The sequence below is a fragment of the Micromonospora zhanjiangensis genome, from assembly GCF_042650605.1.
In the GTDB taxonomy this organism is placed as follows: Bacteria; Actinomycetota; Actinomycetes; order Mycobacteriales; family Micromonosporaceae; genus Micromonospora_J; species Micromonospora_J zhanjiangensis.
Window position 1 is genome coordinate 13189 of the sequence record NZ_JBHSBN010000035.1, and the last position, 12761, is coordinate 25949.

General features: G+C 70.9%; 13 protein-coding genes. 6 read left to right on the plus strand and 7 right to left on the minus strand.

Translation table 11 applies throughout. The features are described 5' to 3' along the window. Positions 1–3: 3 nt before the first annotated feature. Both ACFOX0_RS30220 and ACFOX0_RS30225 read right to left on the minus strand, forming a co-directional pair. Complete coding sequence (locus ACFOX0_RS30220; RefSeq protein WP_377552386.1) at positions 4–303, minus strand: antibiotic biosynthesis monooxygenase family protein; 300 nt, start codon at positions 301–303, stop codon at positions 4–6. A gap of 133 nt (positions 304–436) precedes the next feature. Continuing rightward, entirely contained in the window at positions 437–1297 is an 861-nt protein-coding gene (locus ACFOX0_RS30225) for an NAD-dependent epimerase/dehydratase family protein (protein WP_377552388.1), read from the minus strand. A gap of 75 nt (positions 1298–1372) precedes the next feature. On the opposite strand from ACFOX0_RS30225, the gene ACFOX0_RS30230 reads away from it, so the two are divergent. From ACFOX0_RS30230 to ACFOX0_RS30240, 3 genes are all read left to right on the plus strand, one after another. Continuing rightward, positions 1373–1843 carry a MarR family winged helix-turn-helix transcriptional regulator gene (locus tag ACFOX0_RS30230; protein WP_377552390.1) on the plus strand — a complete coding sequence of 157 codons (471 nt, stop codon included), beginning with the start codon at positions 1373–1375 and terminating at the stop codon, positions 1841–1843. 85 nt (positions 1844–1928) lie between these two features. After that, positions 1929–2438, plus strand: a complete 510-nt coding sequence (locus tag ACFOX0_RS30235) for a flavin reductase family protein (RefSeq protein ID WP_377552392.1) — start codon at positions 1929–1931, stop codon at positions 2436–2438. A gap of 414 nt (positions 2439–2852) precedes the next feature. Then, complete coding sequence (locus ACFOX0_RS30240) at positions 2853–3689, plus strand: AfsR/SARP family transcriptional regulator (protein ID WP_377552393.1); 837 nt, start codon at positions 2853–2855, stop codon at positions 3687–3689. Between the two features lie 11 nt (positions 3690–3700). Here the strand turns inward: ACFOX0_RS30240 and ACFOX0_RS30245 are convergent, their stop codons facing one another. Next, the gene (locus ACFOX0_RS30245; RefSeq protein WP_377552395.1) at positions 3701–4750 is read right to left on the minus strand and encodes a phosphotransferase family protein; all 1050 of its coding nucleotides are present in this window, start codon (positions 4748–4750) and stop codon (positions 3701–3703) included. Positions 4751–4933: 183 nt separating this feature from the next. On the opposite strand from ACFOX0_RS30245, the gene ACFOX0_RS30250 reads away from it, so the two are divergent. From ACFOX0_RS30250 to ACFOX0_RS30260, 3 genes are read left to right on the plus strand one after another with little or no spacing between them, the layout of a single operon-like run. Beyond that, positions 4934–5965, plus strand: coding sequence for a quinone oxidoreductase family protein (locus ACFOX0_RS30250; RefSeq protein ID WP_377552396.1), 1032 nt, complete (start codon positions 4934–4936; stop codon positions 5963–5965). Continuing rightward, a complete protein-coding gene (locus ACFOX0_RS30255) occupies positions 5962–6981 on the plus strand; it encodes a methyltransferase (protein WP_377552398.1) in 1020 nt (339 codons plus the stop codon). Before ACFOX0_RS30250 ends, ACFOX0_RS30255 begins: the two co-directional genes overlap by 4 nt. Then, the gene (locus tag ACFOX0_RS30260) at positions 6981–7721 is read left to right on the plus strand and encodes an SDR family NAD(P)-dependent oxidoreductase (RefSeq protein ID WP_377552400.1); all 741 of its coding nucleotides are present in this window, start codon (positions 6981–6983) and stop codon (positions 7719–7721) included. The genes ACFOX0_RS30255 and ACFOX0_RS30260 overlap by 1 nt, the downstream gene beginning before the upstream one ends. A 70-nt stretch (positions 7722–7791) precedes the next feature. Here ACFOX0_RS30260 and ACFOX0_RS30265 read toward each other — a convergent pair whose 3' ends face one another. Genes ACFOX0_RS30265 through panD form a run of 4 tightly spaced genes read right to left on the minus strand, consistent with a single transcriptional unit; the run spans position 7792 to position 12761 of the window. Beyond that, entirely contained in the window at positions 7792–9366 is a 1575-nt protein-coding gene (locus ACFOX0_RS30265; protein ID WP_377552402.1) for a DUF885 family protein, read from the minus strand. Beyond that, entirely contained in the window at positions 9363–11177 is a 1815-nt protein-coding gene (gene asnB, locus ACFOX0_RS30270; protein ID WP_377552404.1) for an asparagine synthase (glutamine-hydrolyzing), read from the minus strand. Before asnB ends, ACFOX0_RS30265 begins: the two co-directional genes overlap by 4 nt. Before the next feature lie 28 nt (positions 11178–11205). Then, on the minus strand, positions 11206–12345 hold the full coding sequence (locus ACFOX0_RS30275; protein ID WP_377552406.1) for a GNAT family N-acetyltransferase: 1140 nt from the start codon (positions 12343–12345) through the stop codon (positions 11206–11208). Beyond that, the gene (gene panD, locus ACFOX0_RS30280) at positions 12342–12761 is read right to left on the minus strand and encodes an aspartate 1-decarboxylase (protein WP_377552441.1); all 420 of its coding nucleotides are present in this window, start codon (positions 12759–12761) and stop codon (positions 12342–12344) included. Before panD ends, ACFOX0_RS30275 begins: the two co-directional genes overlap by 4 nt.

The window sequence follows — 12761 nt, forward strand, 5'->3', positions numbered from 1 at the left end:
GGTTCAGCCGACGGCCGCGGTGCCGGTCTGCACCACCTCGGACAGGTGGGCGTCGCCGCGGATCAGGGGCTTGAGGTCGGCGTACAGGTCGCGGAACTCCTCGGTCGCCAGGGCCCGCTTGAAGTCCTCCGCGGTCTCCCACTCGGCGATGTTGAAGTACACGTCGGCGGCCTTGGTCGACCGCACGAGCTGGTATCGGAGGATGCCCGGCTGGGCGCTCATGAAGGCGCCGATCCGGGCGTAGAGTTCCTCCAGCTGGTCGGTGGGGCCGACCACGGTCAGCTTGTTCACGAAAACCACCACGGGCGATCACCGCTCTCGGCTCGGATTGCTCTGCCGACGTCACGGTCGCAGCGGGCGCCGCAGGGGCGGTGGAGAGTCGGTGGAGGGCGGGTACGGGTGCCGCCGAGCGGGGGAGCGGCGGCACCCGTACGTCTCAGTGGCCCGCCGACAGCGGCCAGATCGTGCTGACCGGGGTGAGGTCGAACCCGAACGCGTCCGCGGTGCCCTGCACGTCACGCGCCGGAGTGAGGTTCGCCAGCAGGTCGACGACGGTGGGCGGCGGGCCGGGCACGGCCGCCGCGGCCTCCGGCGACACCTTCTCGACGGGCACGGCCGCGCCGTTCACCAGCTGCACCATCTCCAGCACCGACAGCTCGTCCGGACTGCCCAGGTCGAAGGTGCCGGGCCGGCCCGCACCCGCGGCGGCGGCCACGGCCGCGGTCACCACGTCGGCCAGGGCGACCGGGCGGGACCGCTGAGTGCCGTCGCCGTAGACCCGAACCGGGACTCCGGGACCTCGCTGGCGCAGCATGAGCTCGAACGGTGCCGGGCTCGCACCCCCGCGGACGATGGGGTGGATGCGGAAGACCACGGCGTTCGTCGCGGCCCGCAGCTCCTGCTCGGCCAGGCCCTTGGCCCGGACGTACCAGTTGTCGGCGTCCGGCGCGGCGTCGACGTAGGAGAAGTAGACCAGCCGGGTGTCCCGGCCGGCGAGCGCCTGTACCACCCGCCGGGTAGTGGTCACCGTCCCCTCCTCGTACGCCTTCCAGTCCGGGGCGGCGAAGACGCCGCTGAGGTGGATCACGGCGTCGGCGCCGGCGATCGCGTCGAGCGCCGCCGGCTCCTCGGTCCAGTTCGGGATGACCCGGTGAGCGGGCAGCTCGGTGGGCGTCCGGACCAGGGCGGTGGTGCGTGCCGGGCCACCCTGCAAGCGCCGCAGCAGTTCGCGTCCGGTTACGCTGTTCGCGCCGGTGATGACGACGTTGCCGGAGAGTTCGGGGACAGATCGAGACATTGCGCCTCCCGATAGAAAGATAGGTGCTGTAGCACCTAGTGTTATAGCACGGAATTCGTCGCCGAGGAGTGCGTGATGGATCGTCTGGAAGAGATCGGCCTGTTGTTGCGGGCCGCGACGAGGGAGTCGGACCGCCGGCTCAACGATCTGCTGCGCGAGGTCGGGATCACCGCCAGCCAGGCGGAGGCCCTGCAGCTCCTCGACCGGTGGGGGCCGATGTCGCTGCGCGAGCTGGGCGGCCTGCTGGTGGCGGAGGGTGGCCATCCGAGCCGGCTCGTCGACCGGATGGTCAGCGCCGGACTGGTCGCGCGCCGACCCGCCGAGCACGACCGGCGGCAGGTGGAGTTGGTCGCCACCGCGCACGGCCGTGCGCTCGTCGAGCGGGTACGCGAGCGGAAGGGGATCTACCGGGCGTGGCTGGAGGGTCAACTCGCCGGGATGGATCTGCCGTCGGTGCGGGCGTTCTTCGAGGCGTACCTCGCCGGCACACCGCTCGGCGAGACGGTGCGGCTCCGCCGGGAGAAGGGCACCCTCGCCGACGGGTGACCGGTCCGACCGCAGCTCCAGTCTTCCTCCAGCGACCCGGGTGATCGTGGGACGGTCCAGCTTTCCCGGCAGAAGGGTGGCGGTCGTGCAGGACGGTGGAAACCAGCTCCGCAGGCTCTTCGGATCCCTGCCGTCGGTCGTCAGCGTGGTTTCCGCAGTCGGCTCGGACGGGGTGGCCCGCGGCATGACCTGCAACGCGGTCAGCGCGGTGTCGTTGTCCCCGCCGCTGCTGCTGGTCTGCCTCGACCACCGGTCCCGCACCCTGACGGCGGTGCGCGAGCGGGGCGCCTTCGTCGTCAACTTCCTGGCGGCCGGCCGCGGTGAGATCTCCCGTCGGTTCGCCACCGGGGGCGACGACAAGTTCGCCGGTCTGACGGTGCACGCCTCCGGGCCCACCGGTGACGCGCCGGTGCTGGTGGAGGACAGTGCCGCCAGTGCCGAATGTCGGGTGCACGACGTCCTCGACGGGGGCGACCACCAGATCATCCTGGGCCGCGCACTGCGCTGCCAGGTGTACGACCGGCCGCCGCTTACCTATTTCGGTCGCCGGTACGACGCCTGGCCCGTACCGGCCGTCCCCGGCGCCGGTCGGTGACCCGGTGCCGGGTCGCCCTGGTCGTGTTGTTCAATAACTGGCTGCTTCCGGGTACGTCCTTCTTGTCACGTCGGTGGTGGCGGCGCCGAGAGCTGCGGGTTCGCGCCATGGCAGGCATACGGGTACAAAGTGGAGGGTTGCCCTGCCACTTGCTTCGTGATTTGCTGTCCCATAACTAGCGGGGTTAACGGATCTAGGTCGGTCACTCCACCCATCGGAGGCCGCCGCCTGAACGGTGGACGGCTCCGGATCAGGGCCTGGGGGGCGGAGTCGGTCGACGTATCCATCCGGACCTGTCGACACCGAGGTCGGGGGCGGCCCTGCGAAACGGCGCGGCACGGATGTCATTGCATTGGTGCACCAGGCAGTTTCATTCACGCGACGCCAATTCGGATCTTGCGTTCTGGGGGGACGATGAGAATCGAAATTCTTGGCCCGCTGCTCGTCGGAGATGACTTCGGCGTACCTTACCTACCAACTGCACCAAAACCACGGCAACTGCTGGCGCTGTTCGCGTTGAATGCAAATCAGGTCGTTTCCACGACCATGTGCATCGAGGAACTGTGGGCGAGTCGTCCACCGCGTAGCGCCGTCTCCACACTGCAGACCTACATCCTGCAGATTCGACGCATGCTGCGGCAGATTCCCGGAATGGACGGCACCGACATGCTGCTGACCCGTCATCACGGCTACCAGCTCGTGGCCGGGCGCGAGGAGGTGGACCTGCTGAGGTTCAAGGACCGTGTCGCCGAGGGCGGAGGGCTCATCGCCGACGGGGACTACGCGCTCGGCGCGGGGCTGTTGCGGGAGGCGCTCGGCTACTGGCGCGGACCGGTCCTGGTCGACGTGCAGGCCGGACCCATCATCGCCACCCACCTGCCCCGCCTGGAGGAACTCCGCTTCAGCGTCCTCGAGCAGCGGATCGAGGCAGAGTTGGCGCTCGGACTGCACCACGAGTTGATCAGCGAGCTCTCCGGTCTGGTCAGCCAGTTCCGGACGCACGAGAATCTCTGCGCCCAACTCATGGTGGCGCTCTGCCGGTCCGGCCGGCAGGCCGAGGCGTTGCAGACGTACCGGCAGTTCCGCGAGGCACTGATCGGGGAACTCGGCATCGAGCCGTCCAGCCGCATCCAGCAGTTGCATCAGGCCGTGCTGACCGGGGATCCGGTGCTGAATCCGCCCCCGGCGCACTCGGGCATCGTGCGTTCGCTGGACCTGTTGGAAAGGGGTGCCATGAGTCGCCGCGGCTGAGCGCATCGGGTTCAGCAATCCGTCAGGACCCGGGTGAGCAGACGGGCGGCATTATCGTGCAGCGGCAGATCGGACCGCGAGGTGACGATCCCCGACGCGATCGCCAGCCTGGTCACCCGGGCTGTGATCAGAAAGAACTGGAAGCCGGCGAGGAGCTCGTAGAATCGCAGGTCGACGACGCTGCGCCCGGCGAGTTCCTGGTAGTGGGCAACGGTCTCGGCGGCGTCGGGCAGGCCGGGCAACCGGGTGGCGCCGATGCCCTCGCTCAGATGGCGGTCCAGGTACAGGAACCAGGCCAGGTCCATCTCGGCCGGTCCCGTGCCGGCCATCTCGAAGTCGAGCAGGGCCGCGACGCCGCGATCGTCGAAGACCATGTTGCCGATCCGGGCGTCGCCCCACAGCGGCACGGGCTCCACGGGCCTGAGCCTGGTCGACATGGCGTCGAGCCGGTCGAGCGTGCGTCGGGTCAGATCCGGAAAGTCGGGCTCGAAGAAGGACACCCGGGCGGCGTACCGCCTCAGGGTGCGGTGCACGGCCTCGAGGCCGCTACGCGGAACCGGGCCGAGCGGAAGCCGCCGGGGATCCAGCCGGTGCAGGTCGTGCATGGCTCGGACGGCGGCGTACCAGAGCTCGCTCCGGGCCGCCGGCGTCAGGTCCGCGACCCAGCCGGTGCGATGGTACGACGGGAAGTCGGCGGGGGTACGGCCGGAAACCTGGTCCATGACGAAGAAGGGCGCGCCCAGCCAGTGCGGATCCTCCTCGTACCAGTGGGGGCGGGGGACCCGTACCGCACCACCGAGGTGCAGCGCGCGCTGCACCTCGTACTGCTGGCGGAAGTTCGGATCCGGGTAGACCTGGTGGCCGGTCGGCGCCACCCGGGCCACCAACTGTCCGACCCGGGAACCGGAAAGGGTGAAGAACAGCGTCTCGTTGGAAAATCCACCGACCCGAGGGATCTCCACGTCGCCGACCAGGACGTCGGCGTCGCCCGTGCGTTGCCGGATCCATTCCTGCAACAGTTCTCGGGTCTTTTCCGGGGTGTGTTGGAGTGGAACGGGCATCAGGGACCCCCAGTGAAAATTTGAAGACATGACTGTACCGCGCGAGAGGTCCACAGTGGTGCAATTGACAGGTGGTCTCCGGCCATTCTGGGATGACCCTCCAGTGACTCTCGAGGAACGCTGTACCGCCGCCGGCAAGAATTCCTTCCACAAACGACGCATCCCCTGGCGAAGGGCTGGACAATGCGTGCAGTAACGGTTTCCGCGTACGGCGGGCCGGAGGTTTTCGAGGTCACCGAGGTGGCCGAGCCGATCGCGGGTGCCGGTCAGGTGCTGATCAAGGTGGCGGTCAGCGGAATCAACTTCCTCGACGCCCGGGCGCGGGTGGGCCGGCTGTCCGGCGACCTGCCCTACGTGGCGGGGGTGGAGTGCGCGGGGACGGTCGCCGCGGTCGGTGCCGGAGTCGACGGCTTCACCGTCGGGCAGCGGGTCTGCGCGGTCAACGTGGCAGGCGCGCATGCCGAGTACGCGGTGGCCGAGGCGAGCCGGGTGCTCGCGATCCCCGCGGAGCTGGGTCTCGACACCGCCTGCGCCGCACTGGTCCAGGGACTCACCGGGCACTACCTGACCCACGACACCTATCCCGTGCAGCCCGGTGACACCGTGCTGGTGCACGCCGCCGCCGGGGGGACGGGCTCGATGGTCACCCAGTTCGCCAAGGCGCGCGGCGGGCGGGTGATCGCCACCGTCTCGTCCGACGCCAAGGAGGAGATCGCCCGGGCGGCCGGTGCCGACGAGGTCCTGCGGTACGGGCCCTGCGACCAACTGGCCGCCGAGGTCCGGAAGCTGACCGACGGCGTCGGCGTCGCGGCCAGCTACGACGGTGTGGGGGCCAGCACCTTCGACGCCAGCCTGGCCGCGCTGCGGGCCCGTGGCGTGCTGGTTCTCTACGGTGAGCCGAGCGGCATCGTGCCACCGTTCGATCTGACCCGGCTCGTGGACGGCGGCGAGGTACGCAACACCGTCGCGCGGCGTACCGACATCGGCTCGCTGTACGTGACCCGGCCGAGCCTGGTCCATCACATCAACCCGCCGCACCGGCTGGTCAGCCGGGCCGAGGCCGTGTTCCGGGCGGTCGCCGCCGGCGAGGTCCGGATCCGGATCGGCGGCCGGTACCCGCTGGACGAGGTCGTCCGCGCCTACCAGGACCTCGAAGGACGTTCTTCCACCGGAAAACTGCTACTGATCGTCAACCCCACAGGAGAAGCCTCGTGACCGAAGCCCCCCGTCCCGCCGACCAGATGTTCGGCATGATCGCCGGGTTCTGGGTGTCCCGGGCGATCCACGCGGTCGCGGCCCTGGAGATCCCCGACCTGCTGGACGGTTCTCCGGCGACCGCCGACCAACTGGCCGGGAAGACCGGCACCCAGGCCCCGGCGCTCTACCGGTTACTGCGCGCCGTCGCCAGCGTCGGACTGCTCACCGAGGACGACAAGAACGCGTTCACGCTGACCCCGCTGGGTGCCACCCTGCGCAAGGACGCACCGGATTCGCTGCACGCGTTCGCCGTCACGGAACTCGGCGGCGGGCACTACCGGGCCTGGGGCGACCTGCTGCACTCGATCCGCACCGGCGAGATCGCCTTCGACCACGTGCACAACATGTCGATCTGGGAATACTTCTTCGTGCACAACCAGGCGGACGGTCAGGTCTTCAACAAGAGCATGACCGAACTCACCGGTACCGTGGCTGCGGAGGTCGTCTCCCAGTACGACTTCACGCCGTACCGGGTCATCGTGGACGTCGGCGGCGGTCAGGGCGCGTTCCTCTCCGCCGTGCTGCGGTCCCACCCGAACGGCAGCGGTGTGCTCTTCGACGCGCCCAGCGTGATCGCCGGCGCGGCGGCCAACCTGAAAGCGGCCGGCGTCGCCGACCGCTGCCGCACCGAGGCGGGCTCCTTCTTCGACAGCGTGCCGACCGGTGGTGACCTGTACCTGCTCAAGTGGGTCATCCATGACTGGGACGACGCCGACAGCGGCGTCATCCTGCGCAACGTCCGGGCCGCCATGACGCCCGGGTCGCGGCTGCTCATCGTCGACACCGTGGTGCCGACCGGCGACACGCCGTCGCCCAGCAAGTTCATCGACCTGGACATGATGATCGCTAATGGTGGCCGCGAGCGCACCGCCGCGGAGTTCGACAAGCTGGTGGGCACGGCCGGCTTCCGGCTGGAGCGGATCATCGGGACGAACTCACCCAGCGGCATCGTCGAGTGCGTCGCGGTGGACTGATGGGAAGCGGGTTGAGCGACCGCGTCGTCGTCGTCACCGGTGGAACCCGGGGACTGGGCCTGGCCACGGCCCGGCGCCTGCGGGCCGAGGGCGCCCGGGTGGTCTGTGCCGCCCGAGACGACACGACGTGGGACGGGCTCCGCGCCGAGCTGCCGGACGTGTACCTGCACCGGGTGGACGTGACGGCCCCCGAGTCGGTGCGGGAGCTGTTCGCCGCGGTGCACGACCGGTTCGGTGGTCTGGACATGCTGGTCTGCAATGCCGGCGTGGCCCGACCCGGACCGGTCAGCGCCCTGTCGCCGACGGCCTGGCGTGAGGTGCTCGACGTCAACGTCACCGGCGCGTTCATCTGCATCCAGGAGGCCGTGCCGTACCTGGAAAAGGCGGCACGGGGACGGATTGTCACGATCTCCTCCGCGCTGGCCACCCGGGTGGCGGCGGGCGCCTCGGCGTACTCGGCGGCCAAGGCGGCGCTGGAGATGCTGACCCGGACCTGCGCGTTGGAGCTGGGACCGCGGGGCATCCTGGTCAACGCCGTCTCGCCGGGCTTCATCGACGAGGGCATGGGACGCGACCTGATGGCAAATCCGGCGCTGTGGCAACGGTTGCAGGCCAAGCTGGTGCTCGGGCGCGCCGGCAACGGCGAGGAGGTCGCCGGCGCGGTCGCCTTCCTCGCCGGGGACGACAGCACGTACGTCAACGGGCACGTGCTGGAGGTCAACGGCGGCCTGGACTGGTGACGCATCCGGCGGTACGTCCGATCCGGACGTACCGCCGGATCAGCGTCCCCAGAGGTGGGTGTGTCGCGGCTCAACCGTCCCGGTGGCGCCCGGCCAGCCGGTCCGCCGCGTTCAGCCACTGCCGGTGGCCGTACCGTTCCCAGGCGCGCAGCGCGAACGGGGTGTTGCCGTCGCTGACCAGCCAGTCGTGGAACGCGGCCAGCCGGAAGTCGTCGGCCGCCGAGGCGATGTCCAGCAACGACAGGAGCTGCGCCTTGCCCACCTCGTAGCTGAGCGCCTGCCCCGGGTTGCCGGCGAAGAACAGCGCCTCGGCCCGGGCGGTGTCCGGGTCCAGCGACGCCTCGTCCGCGAGCCGGTTCGCGGCCGCGGGAATGGTCAGCTCGCCGAGCGCCAGGCCGATGTCCACGCCCACCCGTAGCGCCCGCAGCCGCATGGCGCGCTTCAGGAATCCGGCACTGTGCGGCGCGTCGTCGAACATGCCCCGGTCGAGCAGCAGCTGCTCGTTGTAGTAGGCGATGCCCTCGTTCGGTGTCGAGTCGATGACGTGCCGCCGTACCGGACGCGCCCGGGTCGCCGACAGCGCCGCCTGGTAGGCGTGCACTCCCTCGTGCACCACGCCGACCCGGGGATCGAGGCACTCCGCGGCGGCGAAGAAGGAGCCGACCCGCGCCGGAGGTTCCAGGTAGCGGACCGCGTCCTCGTCCGGCCGGTGCGGCAACAGGTGCGGTACCGCGAGCCAGGCGAGCGGCGCCAACTCCGCCGGCATGGCCGCGTTGCGGTACCGGCGGCGCAGGTCCGCCATCGGAGGCAGCAGATCGTGGCGCCGGTAGAACCGGTACACCGAGCGCTCCGCGGCACGCTGCGCCGCGATCTGCCCGACCACGTCCGCGAACGGCGGGGGCGGGCGGTGCTCACGGTACCGCCGCCGGTGCCGCACCTCGGCGGCCCGGTAACGGTGCGCGGCCCGCTCGCCGATCATCCGCAGATCGTCGAGCGGGTACGGCAACAGGGCCACCCGGTGTAGCAGGAAGCCGAACCCGTCGGCGCCGAGCGGTCGGCGGGGCCCATGATTCGCCGCGCCGCGTTCCAGCCACCGGGCGAACTCCAGCAACGCGCGCGTCGCCGGCGCCGCCGCCGGGAGGTGCCGGACGGCCCCGGCCGCCCGGTGCAGCAGCGGCCCGGCGGCCCGGGCGTACGGCGCCGCGACCCGGCCCGCCAGGTTCGCCCTGGCCTGGTCCAGGACGACCGGGACATGGCCGAGCAGCGCCGCTGTCTCGCCCGTCGCCGGGCCTGCCGACAGCAGCGCGTTGTGCACCGGGACGAGGCACTGGTCCAGGTAGAAGCAGGGGTTCTCGGCCCAACCGCGCAGCTGTTCGAGCTCCCAGCTCACCCGGGCCAGCGCCGCCTCGAGGAAGCGGGCGTCCACGCGCACCGGCACGGGCTCCTCGGTGACGTCGAGGGCGGCGAGCCGGTGGGCCAGCCGGTCCCGTACCCGGCGACGGTCGGCCAGCGCGTCGGCGGACCAGTCCGGCAGCCACCCCGCGGGCCGCGGCAGGCGGACGATGTCGTCGTAGGAATCCGGCTGGGTCGCGCCGCGCCAGGCCCAGAAGTCCCGGCCCACCAGGTCCAGCGCCGCTGCCGTCATGTCCGGACCGGGACGCGGTAGTCACGTAGCCAGCGGTCCACCTCCAACAACGGCAGCAGCAGGTGCATGCTGTCGGCGACGGTCATCATCGGGCCGGTGTCGCCGGCCACCTCGCGCACCCGGACCGGGTCCAGCATCGGGCGCAGGGGGGAGGCCGGGTCGGTCAGCAGCCGGTCGAGGCGGGTCCGCACCGCGCTGCCGTGTTCGGCGGAGAAGGTGGCGGGGTAGGCGCTCTTGCGTCGCCGCAGCACCTCGGCCGGCAGCAGGTCGGCGACCGCCGCCCGCAGCACGCTCTTCTCCCGCCCGTCGGCGATCTTCATCTTCCAGGGGATGTTCCAGACGTACTCCAGCAGCCGATGGTCGCAGAACGGCACCCGTACCTCCAGCCCGTGCGCCATGCTCATCCGGTCCTTGCGGTCCAGCAGATACAGCAGCGGGCCCTGGAGACTGAGGTGGAGCACGGCGCGCATGCGCGCTTCCAGGCCGGACTCCCCGTCCAGCCGGGGCACCTGGCGCAGCAGCGTGGCGTACCGGTCCCGCTCGTCGTCGTCGGGGCGGATCCGGGCGCGGATCTCGGGCACGAGCAGGTCGGTGAGCCGGATTCCGTTGCCCAGCCAGGGAAACGTGTCACCCCAGACCGTGTCGTGGTCGAAGAACCACGGGTACCCACCGAACACCTCGTCGGCGGCCTCCCCGGACAGGGCGACAGTCGAGTGTCGGCGGACCTCGCCGAACAGCTGGTACATCGACGCGTCGAATTGGCCCAGGGTGGGCAGGTCGCGGGCGGCCAGCGCCCGGGGGAGCAGGTCATCGAGGCCGGCCGGGTCGACCACGACCTCCTGGTGGGCGGTACCGATGTGCCGGGCGGCGAGGCGCGCGTACGGGGTGTCCTGCTCCGGGCGCAGCGGCGTGGCCCGGAATTCCGCGTCCGCACCGGCGAAGTCGACCGAGAACGAGCGCAGCGAGCCGCTGCGGTGTCGGGCCGCCAGCGCGGTGACGGCGGTGGAGTCCAGGCCGCCGGAGAGCAGGACGCACAGCGGCACATCGGCCACCATCTGCTGGCCAACCACCTCGGCCAGCAGGTCCCGCACCGTGGCCACCGTGGTCGCCTCGTCATCGGTGTGTTCCCGGCTCACCAGCCGCCAGTACGGGGTCTCGTGCACCCCGCTCCGGTCCACCCGCACCAGGTGCCCCGGTCGTACCTGACGCAGGTCGTCCAGCGGGGTCTCCCCGGGCATGGCCAGCCGGGGGTTGAAGAGCACGGGTAACGCCTGCTCGCTGGTCCGGGCGGTGAACCGGGGGTTCGCCATGACCGCCTTGGGTTCCGACCCGAAGAGGATCCCGTCCGGGTACGGGTGGTAGTACAGCGGCTTCACCCCGAGCCGGTCCCGAACCAGCAGGAGTTCCTCGCGGCCCCCGTCCCAGATTGCGAACGCGTACATCCCCCGCAGGTGGTCGACCAGCGCGGCCCCCCATTCCAGGTACCCGCGCAGCACCACCTCCGTGTCGGAGGAGGTGCGGAAGTTGTGCCCCCGGGCGGACAGCTGGCGCCGCAGCTCCCGGTAGTTGTAGACCTCGCCGCTGTAACTGAGGACGATCTCGGCCCCGGCGCGGCGGTCGACCATCGGCTGCCGGCCGCCGGGGATGTCCAGCACGGCGAGCCGGCGATGACCGAGGGCGGCGTGCGGGGAGACCCACATGCCCTCCGCGTCCGGGCCACGCCGGTGCAGGCCGGCGGTCATCGCCCGCACCGTGTCCCGCTGGGTGGTCAGATCACGGACGAAGTCCACCCATCCCGCGATTCCGCACACGACGGTTCTCCTTTCGAGCAGAAGAGGTTCAACGCGGAACGGCCGGGTCCGGTCCGGCCCACACCGAGGCGGGCTCGCCGGTGAGGAAGGCGTCCAGGTCGGCCAGGCGGGCGCCGGCGATACCGGGCGACGCCCACCGCAGATCGGTCCGGGCCGGCCGCTGCCGGTCGTGGAAGTACAGCGCCCGTAACGTGCCGTCGGGTTCCACGGTGAGCGGCGGGTTGTCGACCAGGAAGTCGCGGACGGCTGCGGTGTCCCGGCGGACGTGCAGCCAGAGTCGCTTGCCGGCGAAGTGGTTCGCGGGCAGCCGTACCGTCGGGTGCAGCTTGCGTTTGAACTGGAGTATCCCCTTGCTGAGAAAGGGTTCACAGCCGGACAGGTCGACCCGGGCCAGGCCCTGCCCGGCGGCCCACTGGAGTACGAGGATGTAGAGGGACATGTACGTCCCGTGCCGGTACGGTTCGGGGCCGCCGTCGGCCACCCCGGCCAGCCGGACCACCAGCGTCTCGCCCTCCGTGCGGCAGAGCAGACCGGCCACCCGCCGGTCCTCCTCCCGCAGGAAGAACAGCCTGCCGCACCGGAACAGGCAGCGGCGGGCCGCCTCCTTGGGCATCGACCGGGTCGCGGCACCGTGCCGGTTGTCCATGGTCGGCACGTGCATGTCGTCGTAGAAGCTGTCGAAGTCCGCTTCCCCGGTCGCCAGTTCGAGGCTGCGCCCCCGCGACGCCAGCTCGCGGACGTGCTGCTGGCGCGCCTTGCGGGAGACCGCCCGCAGCACGGCCTCGGCGCCGTCCCGCACCGGTACGACAAGCGTGACCCGCAGCGGCAGGACCAGGCTGCGAGGAGTGCCGGGCGGCAGCGTACGTCGGGTTGGTAGGCCGACCGCCGCGAGGTCGGCGGTGGCCGTGGCCCGCCCGCTGAACAGATCCGACCAGCGGACGGTGCGTCGCCGGTGGTGCGCCTGCCCGCCCCGGCGCTGCTCCAGGAACGGCAGGATGTGGCGGTTTCCGTCGGGCAGCCCGGCGTACGCCAGGACCACGCCCGGATCCGCCCGCGATTCGATCAGCGGGGCACGGCCGGTGCGCAGGGCGTCCACCGCGTGGTGGCCGGCGACCAGCCACGGGTGGGCGCCGTTCTGCCAGGCGTAGCTCCAACCGGCGGGGATCACCGGGGGGCCACGACGGTGCCGGGGGTCAATCCGTGCCCCTCGGGAACCTCTGCGGGACGGTCGGTCAGCTGCACCAGCTGGTTCTTGTCGTCGACGAAGACGACCCGGGGGCGCAGCGCGGCGAGGCCGGCGTCGTCGACGGTGGCGTACGCGATGATGATGACCAGGTCACCCTGTTGGACGAGGCGGGCGGCGGCACCGTTGACCCCGATGACACCGGTGCCCCGCGGCCCGGCGATGACGTACGTCTGCAGGCGCTCGCCGTTGTTGATGTCCACGATGTGGACGAGCTCGCCGACGAGCAGGTCCGCGGCGTCCATCAGGTCCTCGTCGATGGTGAGCGAACCCACGTAGTGCAGGTCGCACTGGGTCACCACAGCGCGGTGGATCTTCGACTTGAGCATGGTCCGGTACAA

Bases quoted from the DNA above. Each gene is read 5' to 3' on its own strand.
- ACFOX0_RS30225 (WP_377552388.1), bottom strand. From the start codon at position 1,297: ATGTCTCGATCTGTCCCCGAACTCTCCGGCAACGTCGTCATCACCGGC.
- ACFOX0_RS30230 (WP_377552390.1), top strand. From the start codon at position 1,373: ATGGATCGTCTGGAAGAGATCGGCCTGTTGTTGCGGGCCGCGACGAGG.
- ACFOX0_RS30240 (WP_377552393.1), top strand. From the start codon at position 2,853: ATGAGAATCGAAATTCTTGGCCCGCTGCTCGTCGGAGATGACTTCGGC.
- ACFOX0_RS30245 (WP_377552395.1), bottom strand. From the start codon at position 4,750: ATGCCCGTTCCACTCCAACACACCCCGGAAAAGACCCGAGAACTGTTG.
- ACFOX0_RS30250 (WP_377552396.1), top strand. From the start codon at position 4,934: ATGCGTGCAGTAACGGTTTCCGCGTACGGCGGGCCGGAGGTTTTCGAG.
- ACFOX0_RS30260 (WP_377552400.1), top strand. From the start codon at position 6,981: ATGGGAAGCGGGTTGAGCGACCGCGTCGTCGTCGTCACCGGTGGAACC.
- ACFOX0_RS30265 (WP_377552402.1), bottom strand. From the start codon at position 9,366: ATGACGGCAGCGGCGCTGGACCTGGTGGGCCGGGACTTCTGGGCCTGG.